This window comes from Sulfitobacter sp. 1A15106, assembly GCF_043556995.1.
In the GTDB taxonomy this organism is placed as follows: Bacteria; Pseudomonadota; Alphaproteobacteria; order Rhodobacterales; family Rhodobacteraceae; genus Sulfitobacter; species Sulfitobacter faviae.
Genome location: NZ_JBIFFM010000010.1, coordinates 73,105 through 88,587, shown reverse-complemented (window position 1 = coordinate 88,587; position 15,483 = coordinate 73,105). Strand labels below are relative to the sequence as shown.

Here is a 15,483-nt window from a genome sequence, read left to right as displayed (position 1 = left end):
AGCACGGAAGCCAAAACAGTGAGCTGCTCCCCAACGCTTGGACAGTTTCCTGGGTGATTTAAGCTACTCTCTGCCCCTGCTGGTCGGTTTTGATTTGGTTGAAGTAGACCACGGCGGGTGGCTGTCCGCCATGGGCGGCGTGGGGCCGCTGGTGGTTGTAGAAGGTGATCCATCGGCCAACGCCGGCCTTGGCTTGCGAACCGGTCTCCCAGGCGTGAAGGTAGACGCACTCATACTTCAGCGATCGCCAGAGGCGCTCGATGAAGATGTTGTCGAGGCAGCGCCCCTTGCCGTCCAGGGAGTGTCCTGAACTCTGTGTATCTGGCCCGGTCCATGCGGTTTCAGATACTCAAGCGTCGAAGCGCTCGCCGAACATTATGGCGAACTGGTTGCGGGATGCAAACCATTCCCGGACATTTCGGCCATCCTTCTCGAATTTGCGGATTGCCAGGTAGATCAGCTTGGTTGCGGCCTCGTCGGTCGGGAACGAGCCGCGCGTCTTGATCGATTTTCGGATCACGCGGTTCAGACTTTCTATGGCATTCGTCGTGTAGATGATTTTCCGGATCGCCGGATCGAAGCCAAAGAACGGGATCACCTCGGCCCACGCCCGGCGCCAGGCCGGGGCGATGGAGGCGTATTTCCCGGCCCATTTTTCCTCGAAGCCATCGAGCTCGGCCTCGGCCAAATCGGCGGTCGGGGCGTAAAACCCGAGTTTGGTCCTTTGTCCGAGCCAGCGGACTTCGACGTATTTCACCAATAGCGGACAGGGTCGGTATTTGCTGGCGGCGAGCCCGTCGTTAAGCACGCCCATGGAGAGTCCGGGTCCGATGGACCCCATGATCGAGACCATGTCGCCAATGATCAGGTTCGAGCCCATCAGCTGACTGAGCTGGGCGATCGGCGTGGCCAGAACAACCCCGTAGCCATCGGCAAGCGTGTTCAAAAGCGGCACGTTTACGTCGAAGGCCTGATAGCTTCCATAGCAACCGCGATGCCCTGCCCACCACCAATGCACATGGTTACCAGAGCCCGTTTCAAACCTGTACGCTCTAGCTCGTAGAGCGCCTTTAGAAAGATTATAACCCCCGATGCCCCGATCGGGTGTCCAAGAGCTATTGCGCCACCATTGGGATTCACCTTGTTATTGTCCAAACCAAGAGTCTTGCTCACAGCTAAAGCTTGCGCCGCAAAAGCCTCATTCGACTCGATCACATCAAAATCTGAAATTGTCAGTCCTGTTCTCTTTAGAAGACCTGATACCGCTGGAATTGGCCCAATCCCCATGATGTCCGGACGCACGCCTGCTATATGATAGCCGAGCAGCCTTGCTCGCGGTATCAATCCCGCTCTGGCTGCAGTATCTGCAGTCGCTAATACAACTGCGGCGGCCCCGTCATTTAGGCCCGAAGCATTTCCCGCCGTGACGGTACCATCCTTCTGGAAGGCTGGGCGCAGGTTTCCAAGCGATTCCAGTGTACTTGCCTTAGGATGTTCATCAGTATCAAAAGACACCATGTTGCGTTTGACCTTCACCTCGACGGGAACAATCTGGGATTTGAAATACCCGTTATTGATCGCGTTCAGGGCGCGCTCCTGACTTTGCAGTGCAAACTCGTCTTGAACCTCGCGGGTAATTGCATATTCTGAGGCAACATTTTCCGCCGTGACCCCCATATGCCCTGTGCCAAACGGACAATTGAGTGCGCCGAGCATCATGTCGGTTGCACCAGTGTCGCCCATTTTTTGCCCCCAGCGGATGGCCGGCATGATATACGGCGAGCGGCTCATGCTTTCGCTGCCACCGGCAAGTGCTATGGCCGCATCTCCCTGAATCAACGACTGCGCCGCAGACACGATGGCTTGAAGCCCAGAACCGCAGAGCCGGTTTACGTTCATTGCAGGCGCTTCTTCTGGCACTCCGGACCCAATTGCGACCGCGCGGCTAAGATACATATCACGCGGCTCAGTATTAATAACATGACCAAACACCACATTTTCAATTTGCCTGCCATCGATGCCAGAGCGAGCAATCGCCTCTTTCGCCACGATCTCCCCAAGCTCGATGGGCGGCGTGTTGGCAAGAGCCCCTCCAAAGGTTCCGATGGCTGTTCGCGCACCGTCCAATACTACGATATCTTTCATTTTTTCACCGTTGCTTCGTTCTGCATCAAAAAGACCGCGTTGGTCCGTTGCCCAGTACAGAAATCATTTTTCAAGAAGTTCGGAAGTAAATGTTCCGAGGCGCGACACGCGCGCTCCGGGTTACTTCCGTCAGAAACGACACCTTAAAACCGGTAGGCAACACCGATATTCAAGATTGTTGGGTCCACCGAAACTTTGCCTCTGACCGGCGCCCCGCCGAGTGTCCCAGAGATATCTGTTTCGAATGGGGTATAACGTATATCAGCATTGGCAAACCAATTGTCGCTCATTTGATAGCGCATTCCAACTTGGAGAGCAGGCGCCCAGGCGTCTTTCAAGTCGAAGTCCGCGAGAGCATCCCCTTGTTCTTCCAGAAACAAGATTCGAGCGATACCGGCACCAACATAAGGGCTAACGGATGAATTAGTCGAAAAGTGGTATTGAAGGGACAATATGGCAGGGCCGTATTTTGTCTCTCCGACGGTCATCCCCCCCAAGCTGCCGGTTCCTGTAAGATCGGCGGTTGCAGGAAAACCACCAAAAAAATTCAATGCCAAAGATGAATTCAAGAAATAAGAAACATCGAAACTCAGTGTGGTGTCATCGGAGATATCGATACCAGACCCCGGTATTGGCGCACCGCCCGCGCTGATTGAATCCAACGTTTCGTTCGTGAATACTTTCGCCGCATTCAGGCCAAAAAGCCAGTCGCCTTTGGAGTAAAGCGGTTCCGCATTTGCGACGCTGAACGACGAAAAGCAACCAAGCATCGTGATCAACACAAACTTCGAGGCAAAAGACCCCTTGGATTTTACCTTATATTGTTTCATTTATTCCTCCCTTTTGGTCGTTTTTCCGCGCATTTTGCTCGGTCTCAAGGAGGCGGAACATGCGATCTGCAAATCCGCCTGCCTGTTTTCAGGCTACGCCAGAAGCACGTCTCCATATGCTTCCCGCAGCTTGTTCTTCAGCACCTTGCCAGTTGCGTTTCGTGGAAGTTCATCCACAAAAACGACCGCATCCGGGATCTGCCATTTGGCGACTTTGTCGGAGAAGAAGGAAATCACATCCTTCTCTGACACTCTTGCTCCTGGAGCCTTTACAGCGACAAGGACCGGCCGTTCGTCCCATTTTACATGCTTCGCTGCAATTGCTGCGGCATCTGCAATACCGGGATGACCGACCGCGATTCCTTCAAGTTCGACGGTGGAAATCCATTCCCCGCCCGATTTGATGATGTCCTTGGAGCGGTCTCGAATCGTCATGAACCCATCAGCATCAATCGAGGCCACATCGCCGGTTTCAAACCATCCATCGGATTCCAAAGTCGTGCCCGGTTCCACACCGAAATAGCTGTCTACGACCCAATGGCCGCGAATGCGAAGATTGCCTTGCGCCGCCCCATCCTCGGGAATTGTACTGCCTGCATCGTCGACGATCTTGAGTTCCACACCGTAGGGCGGGCGGCCCTGGCTTTCGCGCACTTTCGCCTGTTCTTCCACGGTCATGCCCGCATGGCGTTCCAGCAAGGCATTCGCAGTCCCCAGAGGCGAGGTTTCTGTCATGCCCCAGGCGTGCACGACTTCGGTGCCATATTTGTCGCGGAATTCAGCGATCATTGACGGGGGACAAGCCGACCCACCGACCACCGTCCGTGTGAGGGTCTCGGCTTTGGAGCCAAGCTTGTCGAGCGATGCAAGCAGCCCCTGCCAGATTGTAGGAACACCAAGCGCGACCGTCACGCCTTCGTCGTCGATCAGCCTTGCGAGGCTGTCACCATCAAGCCCCGGACCGGGCAAGACCAGCTTGGCGCCGACCATCGCGGCGGCATAGGGGATGCCCCAGGCATTGACGTGGAACATCGGAACCACCGGCATCATCACTTCGCGCGCTGAAATGTTCAGCGTATCGGGAAGAGCCGCGCCCAAGGAATGCAAAACCGTAGAGCGGTGCGAATAAAGAACGCCCTTGGGATTTCCGGTGGTGCCGGAGGTATAGCAAAGGCTGGAGGCGTCATTTTCGTCGACATCCACCCAATCGGCGTTTTCGTCCCCCGTGGCCAGGAAGTCCTCGTAGAATATAAGTCCGGGGATCTTGCTGGCTGCCTTTTCGTCACGCGCGGACATGAGAACGAAGGTGTCGACAGTTGTCAGCTTCTCTCTGATCCCTTCGATGATCGGCAGGAACGTCTCGTCAAAAAATATGACCCGGTCTTCCGCGTGGTTGATGATATAGACAAGCTGTTCGGGGAAGAGGCGCGGATTGATCGTGTGGCACACCAGTCCACCGCAGGAAATGCCGAAGTAGCATTCCAGATGCCGCGCGTTGTTCCACGCGATCGTCGCCACGCGATCCCCTTTGAAGAGCCCCAGCTTTGTCAGCGCGGAGCCGAGCTGACGGGCTCTATCCGAAATCCCTTTCCAGTTCGTCTTTGTCTTTGTGCCATCTGTTTCCACCGACACGATCTCGGTGTTGCCATGATAGCGAGCGCCGTGATCAATGAGTGAGTGTATTGTGAGGGGCATCGCCATCATTTGTCCGCGCATTTAGCTTCCTTTCCGGATTTGTGTTTGGGAGCGGCTATTTGGTCGGTCTGGTAGGCTCGCAAGCCGCTAGTCGCGGCTTGCAGTTTCTTACAACAAATCCCATCGCATCCTTGGCAACTGGCTGTTTTTTCATGATTTTCGTAAGATTTTTTAGGCAACAGACCGGCTCCTGTTAAAAATACGCACCTGCCCCAGAATGATCTCGGCCGCATTCTCAGCGATGACCATGGTCGGGGCGTTGGTGTTTCCAGCGACAAGGCTTGGCATGATGGATGCGTCCACCACTCGCAGCCCTGATACACCGCGAACCTTAAGCTCGGGGTCGACCACAGAATCCTTGTCCGCACCCATTCGGCATGTACCAACCGGATGATAGATTGTTTCTGCGCTTTCCCGAATGAATGCCGCGATCTCATCGTCGGTCTGTACAGATTTACCGGGGTGCACTTCGTATTTGCTGTGCACAGACATTGCCGGCGCTTCGAGTATCCTGCGCCCAGCTTTGAAGGCTGCAATCATCGTTCCCATATCTTCCGGATCGCTAAGATAATTCGGCTGAATCAGAGGATCGTCCATCGGATCCGGGCTTTTGAGGCCGATATAGCCGCGGCTCTTGGGCAAAAGATCGCAGATGTGAAGCGTATAGCCATAACCAAAAGCGATCTTGCGGCCATGATCTTTCAGATATGTGGGCAGGAAGTGAAACTGAACATTCGGCCTATCGCGTTCAGGGGACGACTTAATGAACCCACCGCTTTCCGCAACATTTGACGTGAGAAACCCTTTACGTCTGAAGATGTAGGAAAACAAACCACCAATGCCACGCGGCAGAAAGCTGGGCGCGACACCGATCGGGCGCCGTGAGCTAGCAGCATGCATAATCGTTACATCGAGGTGGTCGGCCATGTTCTTGCCAACCTCGGGAAGGTCGTGAACGACGGCTAGACCATGCCGTTTAATTTCTTGGGCATCCCCGATACCCGACAGAAGGAGGAGTTGAGGCGAATTCACGGCCCCGCCAGACAGGATCACTTCGCCTCCGTCGTTGAGACGCAGTTGGCGATATTCGCCACTTTTCTGTAAGGTGACACCGGTTGCCGTCTTTTCCTCCATGACAACGCGGGTCACGCGGGCGTCGGTGAAAATCTCAAGGTTGGACCGGGCTTCAGCCCCGCGCAGGAAAGCTTGCGCCGAGCTCCAACGCCGACCGTCCTTTTGCGTGACCTGATACATGCCCAGGCCCTCTTGTTCGGCGCTGTTGAAATCGCCGTTGTGGGGGATCTGCAGTTCGCGCCCAGCCTGTACGAAATCACGGCTCAGAGGGTTCACGGTTTTCAGCTCACTCACGGAGAGCTCGCCGCCCCTACCGTGGGTTTCGGTTGCACCGAACCGATGGTTGTCTTCGATGCGCTTGAACAGGTCGGTCATGCGGTCCCAGCCCCAGACATCCGTGCCTGCCTCGGACGCCCAGTAGTCGTAATCGGCCTTGTGGCCACGAATATATACCATGGCGTTGATGGACGACGACCCGCCCAGCGTCTTGCCGCGTGGCCAGAACAGTTTGCGGCCATTCAGGTGCTCTTGCGGTTCGGTGTCGAATGCCCAGTTCAGCTTTTTGCTGTTGGCCAGCAAGGCGATCCCCAATGGCATGTGGATCAGGGGGCTCTTGTCCTTTGGGCCTGCTTCGATAAGCGCGACGCGTTTTGCCGGGTTTGCCGACAGCCGGTTGGCCAGAACGCAACCAGCGGATCCGGCGCCGACGATGATATAGTCGTACATTTCTTCTCTCCCTATTGGTTACGGGCGGCTGTTATCCAAGCACCCGGACCACGATGTTGATAAGACGGCGTACAAAGCCCGTGTAAGGCGGGAAAAGCATATGCGTGATCGAATGCTTTTCCTCCAGAACGGCTTTTTCATGGGAAAAGGCCTTGAAGCCGTATTCGCCATGGGCCGCCCCAATGCGGGAGTTGTTGACGCCGCCAAATGGAAGGTTCGGGTGCAGGAAATGCACCACTGTAAGGTTTACGCCCACCGCGCCCGAAGAGGTGCGCGTGATGATCTGATCAGCGAAGCCCTTGCTTTTGTCGAAGATATACAGGGCAAGCGGCTTGGGGTTTGCGTTGATCTTGTCGATAACTTTATCCAGATCGACATATTCGATGATCGGCAAGATCGGCCCAAACAGTTCTTCCTGAGTGATTTCCATATCGTCCGAAACCTCGGAGATCAGCGTCGGGGCAACGAAATTCTGGGCCGCGTCTGTCTGCCCGCCCTGAAGGATGCTTGCGCCTTTGGCACGGGCATCCTCGATCAGGTTGCGAACCCTGTCAAAGTGACGTTCGTTCACAATCCGGCAATAGTCGGGCGTTGCTTTTTGAGCCTCGGGCGTGTTGATTGTCACCGAGAACTGACCCGGCATTTTCACCGAGACTTGACCCACCCAGTTGTTATGTTCTTTGCGTTATGATGGCGTCAATGCCGCTTTTTCCTTTCGTTTCTGTTTGGCTGTCGCGGAGCTGGCCTTGAACCGGTAGCTGTCATTGCCGGTCTCGAGAATGTGGCAACGATGTGTGAGGCGGTCGAGGAGCGCGGTGGTCATCTTTGCATCACCGAACACGCTGGCCCATTCGCTAAAGCTCAGGTTGGTTGTGATGACGACGCTGGTGCGCTCGTAGAGTTTGCTTAGGCTCAGGACTCATAGCCAGTAGATGACAGTGGCGGCGAGAGCGATGGCTGAGAGGAAGACCTTTGGGCATCGGTCGTAGCGAGTGGCAACGCGCCGCCAGTCCTTGAGTCTGCCGAACATGATCTCGATCCGATTGCGGCGTTTGTATCTGCGCTTGTCATACTTCACCGTCGCCTTCCGCTGTTTTCGTCCGGGGATGCAGGCGTGTATCCCCTTGTCTTTTAATGCTTCTCTGAACCAGTCGGCGTCGTAGCCGCGATCGCCGAGCAGCCAATCGACATCCGGAAGACTATCGCAAAGCGCTCGCGCACCTATGTAGTCGCTCACCTGTCCTGCCGTTACGAACAGGTTGAGTGGGCGCCCCCGGCTATCGCAGATTGCATGAAGTTTGGTGTTCATGCCGCCTTTGGTTCGTCCAATAAGACGTCCACGCCCCCCTTTTTGACGCCCAAACTGGACGCTGTGCGATGAGCCTTCAGGTAGGTAGCATCGATCATCACGGTATTCTTTTCGCTGTGCTCGGCAGCCAGTCCCACCATCATCTGTGCGAAAATGCCTTTGTCGCTCCAACGCTTCCAACGGTTATAGAGCGTCTTGTGGGGGCCATACTCCTTAGGCGCATCTCGCCATCGCAAACCATTGCGATTGATGAAAATAATCCCGCTTAAAACCCGCCGATCATCGACACGTGGTTTGCCATGGGATTTCGGAAAGTAGGGCTCCAGCCGCGCCATCTGCGCATCGTTCAGCCAGAAAAGATCAGACATATCACCGCTCCGTTTTCGGACGGTGAATCATGCGGCTCCACGATAATCAATGGGTCCTGAGCCTAAGACGAAATCAATGAATCAGCAACCTCAGGCCCGTTAATGTGACAACACCCATGACAGGTGGCAAAAAGCACAGCCGCCCGTCTTCGATAATGCTGAGGCGGACAAGTTCACCGCTGCGCTTTCCCAGATTGCTCAGGATAGACTGCACCAAGACCGTGATATCGTTCTGTTCAAGGAAGGTCATGCCAACGGACGGGAACTTCATCGACAGCAATACTCGCCAATGCCCCGAACTTGCCGAGGATATCCAAGTCTAACCAAAGTTGTCAGCAGCCAGTCGGTCGCACTTGGCGGGTAATCCAAATGTTCGGCCATCGCTTTTATTGGCCAGAGGTTAGCCTCGATATATCACGCACAGCTCCTTTCGCTGCACTGGTGGTTAAAGCGGCATAGGCATGCAACGCTTTTGAAACCTTGCGCTTGCGCGGTGACGCAGGATGCCAGCCAGTTGCGTCTTGTGCGGCGCGGCGAGCGACGAGCGTCGCATCATCAACTGCCAAGTGAATAGCGCGGTTGGGGATGTCGATTTTGATCGTGTCGCCATTTTCGACTAGACCGATGGCGCCACCCTCTGCCGCCTCAGGCGAGACGTGGCCAATCGACAGACCGGAGGTTCCACCCGAGAACCGCCCATCAGTGAGCAAAGCGCAGGCTTTCCCCAGCCCCTTGGATTTAAGGTAAGACGTTGGATAAAGCATCTCCTGCATGCCTGGCCCACCGCGCGGCCCTTCATAGCGGATCACCACTACGGCGCCTTCCTTCACCTTGCCGGTCAAGATGTCATTGACGGCGGCGTCTTGGCTTTCGCAAACATGGGCGGTGCCTGTGAATTTCAGGATAGAGGCATCAACCCCCGCTGTTTTCACAATGCAGCCTTCGGCTGCGATATTGCCGAACAGAACCGCAAGGCCGCCGTCCTGGCTAAAGGCATGGGCCTTAGACCGGATCACGCCCTTTTCACGGTCCCTGTCCAACTCCTTGAACCGGTTTCCCGTGCTGAAGGCCTTTGTAGTGCGCACACCGCCAGGGGCTGCTTTGAACAGACTTTCGGCCTCAGGATTGTTGGCGACCTTGATGTCCCAATTGGCAATCGCCTCACCCATCGTTGTGGCATGCACCGTGCTGCAATCGTTATGCAGCAGCCCGGCCCGCGACAGTTCGCCCAGAATAGAGAATATGCCGCCAGCCCGATGAACGTCTTCCATATGGACGTTTGCAATGTTCGGCGCCACTTTGCACAAGCAAGGCACCTTGCGCGACAGCCGGTCGATGTCGTCCATCGTGAAATCGACTTCGCCCTCGCTGGCTATGGCCAGCAGATGCAGTACCGTATTCGTCGATCCACCCATAGCGATATCCAGGCTCATCGCATTTTCGAACGCTTCGAACGTGGCAATCTCGCGCGGCAGCAAACCCTTTTCCTCAATTTCGTAATGACGTTTGGTGATGCTAACGATGCGGCGACCAGCCTCCAGGAAGAGGGATTTACGGTCGACGTGGGTGGCCAGTGTTGACCCGTTGCCAGGCAGCGCCAGCCCCAGCGCCTCGGCTAAGCAGTTCATCGAATTGGCGGTGAACATGCCGGAACACGACCCACAGGTCGGACAGGCGTTTTCCTCGATATGCTGGACCTGCGCGTCGGTCAGTGTCTCACTCGCGGCCGCAACCATTGCGTCGACCAGATCGATCTTGGTCATTTCAAGGTCCGCAAGGTCGATCTTGCCTGCCTCCATCGGACCGCCGGAGACGAAGATCACGGGAATATTCAAGCGCATCGCAGCCATCATCATGCCCGGTGTGATTTTATCGCAATTCGAAATGCATACCATTGCGTCAGCGCAGTGGGCGTTTACCATGTATTCCACGCTGTCGGCGATGATTTCGCGCGAGGGCAAGGAATAAAGCATACCGTCGTGGCCCATTGCGATGCCGTCGTCTACCGCAATGGTATTAAATTCTTTGGCGACACCACCCGCCTTTTCGACCTCCCCGGCGACAAGCTGACCCAAATCTTTTAGGTGGACGTGGCCAGGCACAAACTGTGTGAAACTGTTGACTATGGCGATGATCGGCTTGCCGAAATCGCCGTCCTTCATCCCCGTCGCGCGCCAGAGGCCGCGGGCACCTGCCATGTTGCGGCCATGAGTGCTAGTTCTTGATCGATAGTAAGGCATGTGGTCCCCCGGAAATGATTGGCAGACACTATTCCAACTTAGGAAAGGAATAAAAGTACCGCGGCCGAAAAAACGCCTTGTGCTATCGCGGGACCCCTCCCTTCTAGTGGAAGAAAGTCTAAAACGCTTAGATATGTCGCGCACGGGTTCTGTCGCAAACTTCTGGGTGTTGGTCACGTCCGTCAAGGTGGTGTAAATTGGGAGATGACCTGAGGGCATGATCAGGCGGCTTTTGTGGCAATGCTGAGAATGGGGTCGATCTCCTCCTTGTCGATCTGGGCGAAGGCCTCGACCAGCATGTAGCGGCTTGAGGTCTGCCATTCGTCATTCTGCTCGAACAGGACTGCTCCGATCAGGCGCATGATGGATGCCTCGTTCGGGAAGATCCCGACGACATCGGCGCGACGTTTGACTTCCTTGTTCAGTCGCTCGATCGGGTTGGTAGAATGCAACTTTGTGCGGTGTTGACGCAGGAAAGACATATCGGCCAGCACGTCGTGCTCGCTGGCATCCATGAGATCCGCAAGCTTGAGCCAGCGGGGGCGGACCTGATCGGCCACGCGATGCTATGTCTCGGCGGCATGGGCGCGGTCCGGCCGCTCGAAGGCCTGGCGGATTGCTGCGGCCACGACGGTGTGCTGGCCTTTGGAGACGTGGGCCAGCGCGTTGCGCATCCAGTGGACGCGGCAGCGCTGCCAAGTTGCTTCGAAGGCCCGAGGGCATTGCCAAGTTGTTGTGTCGTGGAGCCCCTGCTACAGGATCTCGGATGAAAATGCCGTCATCCATGCCGCGCCTGAAGGGCTTTCGCTTTCCCCGGGAGATCATTGCCTATGCCGTCTGGGCCTGGCACCGTTTTGCTTTGAGCACGGCGGACGTCGAGGACCTTTTGGCCGAGCGCGGCGTGATCGTGAGCCGCGAGAGCATCAGGCTTTGGGTCAACCGCTTTGGCGGGCATTTCTCGACCCGCATCCTACGAGACCGGCCAGCGCCTTCAGACAACTGGCATCTGGACGAGGTGGTTATCCCGATCCGTGGCAAGAAGCACTGGCTGTGGCGGGCCGTGGATGCCAATGGCGACACGCTCGACATCCTCGTGCAAACCCGCAGAAATGCCAGGGCGGCAAAGCGCTTTCTGGCAAGGCTCATCGCGCAGTTCGGCCAGCCCCGTGTGGTGATCACCGACAAACTGCGCAGCTATTTTGCGCCGATCCGGAAGCTCGCTCCCGACGCCGATCATCGGGCACACAAGGGCTTGAACAACCGGATCGCGGGCTCTCATAGACCAACGCGACGGCGAGAGAAAATCATGGGGCGCTTCAAGTCCCAACGACAGGCGCAGAGATTCCTCGCGGCCCATGATCAGATAAACACCCTCTTCCGTCCCCGTCGCTATCGTCTCACCGCATCTTCATACCGCCACGCACGGGCTGACGCCTTCAGCCTGTGGAACGACTATGCGCTCCAGATGACCGCATAAGCGCTCACGCCACGCCCCCTTGCGCCCACGATCACCCAACTTGGCAATGCCCTTGGGATTGTTGCAGGTGATACCAAAACAACAGAAATCCGGCGCGTCATCGATGCCTTCGCTCTGATCGCAGTCGCAGGTGAACTCGCCTCAACATGGGGGATCACCGGATGGCCAGAAGGCACTTCAATAGCTGCAGTACAGGAAGTCGCAAAGCGCTGGCTCGGTGATCGAGGCAATATGCCCTATGACCAGGTCAATATTCTTGAAAGCATTCGCGACTACCTTCTGCAGAACCAAGATCGCTTCATGACCATCGCGGAAGCCACCAATACCGAACACGATACAGCAAACATTCGCGGGTATCAGGATGACACTTACATATACCTGCATGCTTCAACCTTCGCACTCAGCCACGGCAAAGCCACATCCGACACAGCCGTTACGTATCTGCAGGATGCCAATTACCTTCACGCGGGCGGCGAAAGAAACAGCCAACAGTACAGGCTGCCTAAGATAAACGGCAAAAGGTCTCGCGCTTATCGTATCCACAAATCGTTGCTGGAATTTGCCGGCAAACAACAAGTTGCAGCGGAAACTTCAGCTCAGAATGTCGTCCAAATGCCGCGCGATACAGATAGGGCCGATCAAATTAAGTAAGCGTCGGGGGCTTCGCACGGCTTGCAAAACGCTTTGGCAGGCAGAGTACACCAAAAACAGCACCTTTAACACCATGCCCATCAACTCTCAGTAGAGAGCATTACTTGGTCTGCCTGCCCTCAGCCCATTCCACCAAGATACGTCGGATCAATTCCGGTCGCGTTGGCAGATCCTCCTCCGCCCGACGCGCCTCATCGAGAGCCTTTATTAACGCCGTCGGCATCCGGACAATGACTGGAGCGGTGTCTGCTCTGGGCCCTCCACGTGATTTCATAATATTACCTATTGAAGATATGATTACTTGGTATCATATATAAGTGCACGCCCGCATTCGAACCCGATGCCCTCCCATGGGAAGTGTCACCAACAGTAAGAAGAAGACTAAATACTAAACATAGCTAGCTCGGGAAAGCGGACCCTTAGGGGGCGCATGCCAATTAGCAAACTGACTTGCAGGCAGGGGCATTGAACTTGCGCTGCAACTGCTGGACCACTACTAAACCTATCTACGCTTATCTAGGGCAGGCAACATGCATCAACCGGTAGAGTCAGATACCCCATTTTTTCTGCTGCTTGATATAGCGCGAATGTTGCGAGCGGAGTTTGAGCATGAAGTACGCGAAGCAGATTTGGGTGTTACGCCCGGTGAGGCGAGAACATTAGCAAATATCGCTCGCTTCGGACCTTTGAGCCAGAATGATCTGGCTGAACTAAGTGGCTTTGGAGCGATGAGCGTGACGCGAGTAATAAAGAACCTTGAAACTGCAGGACTGATATACCGTAGCGTCGACCCAAATGACCGCCGTGCCAGAATGGTTCAAATATCTGATAAGGCCACGCCTTTGATGCACGAACTGAAAAAGATAGAGATGTCTGTGAAAGACATTACGTCTAGGAACGTCACCAGCAAAAACTGGCGTGCATTCGAACAGATTTTGAAAGTCGTGCGCGATAATCATCTAACAGCTTATCACGGAAGGCGCGCTATAGATATTGAAACTGAATGACCAAAGTAATTCTATAGCAATACCACATTAGCCTGAGGGTGGCGTGCAGAGATGTGAATTTTGCGGCAGGTTTACAACGAGCAGCGCCATTTTCTGGCATCACTGGATATTTCTTACTTTCGCCAGGTTTTCTCAGTTCTGTAACGCCGCTTAGGCGTAGCTTAGGAACAATTGTTTTCGCTCGCGCGGCATGATTCACCGCTCGGACAATGGAGCATTGGTATTAGCCTTTTTTTCTGGCGGACCGACGCGCAGATGGCCCATTTGGCTCCCTTCTTTCCCAAGTCGGAAGGAAAGCCTTGGGGCGATGACAAGAAGCTGCTAATCGGTATTATTTACATGAATCGCAATACCTTACGCGGTGCAATCGCTGTCAAGATCCTCACACGACATGGTGTGATTGCAGCGGTCGCTCTCAGGCGAAGAACGAGGTCCGGTATGCTGGTCTCAAGGATATAAGCCGAGAGGAGAACTACCTATGGAATACTACGTCGGTTTGGATGTCGCTGAAAGAGATTTCGATCTGCGTTGTAGACAGGGACGGCGCGAGTGTAGCACGTCGTATGAGATGGGGCGATGAACAGGCCCCCATTTCGAACAGACACCTTGGGCTGACCAAGGAGATGGGGTGGTTGCCGTCCTCCCCAAACGGCATCGTGTTGTGCCAAAATTGTGGCCGGCACAGCCCCAGAATAGAGAGGATGGCGACATGAAGGATACAATGATCGGGATTGACCTGGCCAAGAATGCTTTCCAGGTTCACGTGGCATCGATGACAGGTCATGTGAAGTGCCGGAAGAAACTGTCACGTGGACAATTCTTCCGATTCATCACGGAGCAACCGCCAGCACTTGTCATAATAGAAGCTTGCGGAAGTGCCCATTACTGGGCCCGCGAACTAGCCAAAGCGGGCCATGATGTAAAACTGATTGCACCGCAATATGTACGACCCTTCGTCAAACGCCAAAAGAACGATGCTGCAGATGCGGAAGCAATTGTTATTGCTGCGCGCCAGCCAGAGATGCGGTTTGTGCAGCCTAAGACTTCCGATCAGCAAGCACGGGCTGCCCTGTTCCGAGCACGCGAACGTGTGGTTCGTCAGAGGACGGAATTGGTAAACGCGCTTCGATCGATGCTTTACGAATACGGTCAAGTCATTCCACTCGGTATTGGTCGCATCAAGCAAATCAAGGCCGTGATCGAAGGGGACGAGATCGACCTCCCTGAGCTTGTTCGGGAAGAGTGCCACGATTTGTTAGCTCAGATTGGTGAGCAGACGGCGCGAATTGAGAAGAAAACGAAGAGGCTCACGGAATTATCCCGACATAGTAAGTCCGCGCGGCGGCTTCAGACTATGCCAGGCGTAGGTCCGGTGACTGCGTTGGCTATTGAAGCCTTCGCGCCAGCTATGGAGAACTTCCGCTGTGGTCGCGATTTTGCGGCCTGGCTTGGGCTCGTTCCCCGGCAATTTTCGTCTGGTGGTAGAGAAAGGCTAGGCCGGGTATCGAAAGCTGGTCAGGCTGATATCCGAAGGCTGCTAATCATCGGCGCGATGGCTTGTGTGAATTGGGCTAGCCGTAAGCCGCCTAAGTCGGGATCATGGTTGGCGCGCATACTGTCAAGGAAGCCACGGATGTTGGGGGCAGTCGCGCTGGCGAACAAGATGGCGCGAACGATCTGGGCTATGCTGATCAAAAACGAAGATTATCGAGATCCGGCCTTGGCTGCGGCTATGTGACATGCCGACGAACTAAAAGCCAAGCCCGGCAAGGAGGTGTGAGAAGTCGATGACCTGAATGGGCGCATGATCGAACAGATCCGGATTGTGGAAACCAGTTTAAGCCAAGGAGCGTCAAGCTCGCCAAGGAGATTTGGACCCAATCCGCGGATCACCATACCGGCCCGCGGCTCCGACCAAAGCAAAGCCGCAAATTTGAGGCCTGACACAAGACCGAACTCGA

Annotated in this window: 13 protein-coding genes and 4 pseudogenes; 5 read left to right on the top strand and 12 right to left on the bottom strand. The window is 55.2% G+C overall.

The genetic code is table 11. From position 1 onward, the window contains the following. Positions 1-58: 58 nt before the first annotated feature. The 12 genes and pseudogenes from ACGYKA_RS15585 to ACGYKA_RS15530 form a co-directional block, all read right to left on the bottom strand. Positions 59-301 (bottom strand): annotated as a pseudogene (locus tag ACGYKA_RS15585) (integrase core domain-containing protein); the annotation flags it as partial. Positions 302-349: 48 nt separating this feature from the next. After that, entirely contained in the window at positions 350-946 is a 597-nt protein-coding gene (locus ACGYKA_RS15580; RefSeq protein WP_394418305.1) for a transposase, read from the bottom strand. 11 nt (positions 947-957) lie between these two features. Further along, positions 958-2,145, bottom strand: a complete 1,188-nt coding sequence (locus ACGYKA_RS15575; protein WP_088626198.1) for an acetyl-CoA C-acyltransferase family protein — start codon at positions 2,143-2,145, stop codon at positions 958-960. Positions 2,146-2,288: 143 nt separating this feature from the next. Then, positions 2,289-2,975: an OmpW family protein gene (locus ACGYKA_RS15570; RefSeq protein ID WP_088635908.1), complete on the bottom strand. Its 687-nt coding sequence runs from the start codon at positions 2,973-2,975 to the stop codon at positions 2,289-2,291. Between the two features lie 93 nt (positions 2,976-3,068). Then, positions 3,069-4,691, bottom strand: a complete 1,623-nt coding sequence (locus ACGYKA_RS15565) for a long-chain fatty acid--CoA ligase (protein ID WP_088626200.1) — start codon at positions 4,689-4,691, stop codon at positions 3,069-3,071. Between the two features lie 150 nt (positions 4,692-4,841). Beyond that, on the bottom strand, positions 4,842-6,470 hold the full coding sequence (locus tag ACGYKA_RS15560) for a GMC family oxidoreductase (protein WP_088635906.1): 1,629 nt from the start codon (positions 6,468-6,470) through the stop codon (positions 4,842-4,844). A 31-nt stretch (positions 6,471-6,501) separates the two neighbouring features. Then, the gene (locus ACGYKA_RS15555) at positions 6,502-7,134 is read right to left on the bottom strand and encodes an aldehyde dehydrogenase family protein (RefSeq protein WP_394439171.1); all 633 of its coding nucleotides are present in this window, start codon (positions 7,132-7,134) and stop codon (positions 6,502-6,504) included. Between the two features lie 21 nt (positions 7,135-7,155). After that, a pseudogene (locus tag ACGYKA_RS15550) lies at positions 7,156-7,380 on the bottom strand (ATP-binding protein); the annotation flags it as partial. 9 nt (positions 7,381-7,389) lie between these two features. Further along, a protein-coding gene (locus ACGYKA_RS15545; RefSeq protein ID WP_132446007.1) for an IS5 family transposase occupies positions 7,390-8,147 on the bottom strand; the annotation gives its coding sequence in 2 pieces (ribosomal slippage) (positions 7,390-7,826 and positions 7,826-8,147; 759 coding nt in all). Positions 8,148-8,414: 267 nt separating this feature from the next. Next, positions 8,415-8,528, bottom strand: a complete 114-nt coding sequence (locus ACGYKA_RS15540) for a hypothetical protein (RefSeq protein WP_366142376.1) — start codon at positions 8,526-8,528, stop codon at positions 8,415-8,417. Positions 8,529-8,533: 5 nt separating this feature from the next. Next, positions 8,534-10,387: a dihydroxy-acid dehydratase gene (gene ilvD / locus ACGYKA_RS15535; protein WP_067626124.1), complete on the bottom strand. Its 1,854-nt coding sequence runs from the start codon at positions 10,385-10,387 to the stop codon at positions 8,534-8,536. 221 nt (positions 10,388-10,608) lie between these two features. Continuing rightward, positions 10,609-11,103 (bottom strand): annotated as a pseudogene (locus ACGYKA_RS15530) (transposase); the annotation flags it as partial. 50 nt (positions 11,104-11,153) lie between these two features. Here ACGYKA_RS15530 and ACGYKA_RS15525 point away from each other — a divergent pair. The 5 genes and pseudogenes from ACGYKA_RS15525 to ACGYKA_RS15505 all read left to right on the top strand — a co-directional run bounded on the left by ACGYKA_RS15525 (position 11,154) and on the right by ACGYKA_RS15505 (position 15,260). Further along, the gene (locus tag ACGYKA_RS15525) at positions 11,154-11,864 is read left to right on the top strand and encodes an IS6 family transposase (protein WP_271690109.1); all 711 of its coding nucleotides are present in this window, start codon (positions 11,154-11,156) and stop codon (positions 11,862-11,864) included. 231 nt (positions 11,865-12,095) lie between these two features. After that, complete coding sequence (locus tag ACGYKA_RS15520) at positions 12,096-12,515, top strand: hypothetical protein (RefSeq protein ID WP_271690110.1); 420 nt, start codon at positions 12,096-12,098, stop codon at positions 12,513-12,515. Positions 12,516-13,045: 530 nt separating this feature from the next. Further along, positions 13,046-13,522 (top strand): MarR family winged helix-turn-helix transcriptional regulator, encoded by a 477-nt coding sequence (locus ACGYKA_RS15515; RefSeq protein WP_271690111.1) that lies wholly within the window; start codon positions 13,046-13,048, stop codon positions 13,520-13,522. A gap of 222 nt (positions 13,523-13,744) precedes the next feature. Continuing rightward, positions 13,745-13,882, top strand: a pseudogene (locus tag ACGYKA_RS15510) (IS5/IS1182 family transposase); the annotation flags it as partial. Between the two features lie 349 nt (positions 13,883-14,231). Then, complete coding sequence (locus ACGYKA_RS15505; RefSeq protein ID WP_271690112.1) at positions 14,232-15,260, top strand: IS110 family transposase; 1,029 nt, start codon at positions 14,232-14,234, stop codon at positions 15,258-15,260. Positions 15,261-15,483 lie beyond the last annotated feature (223 nt).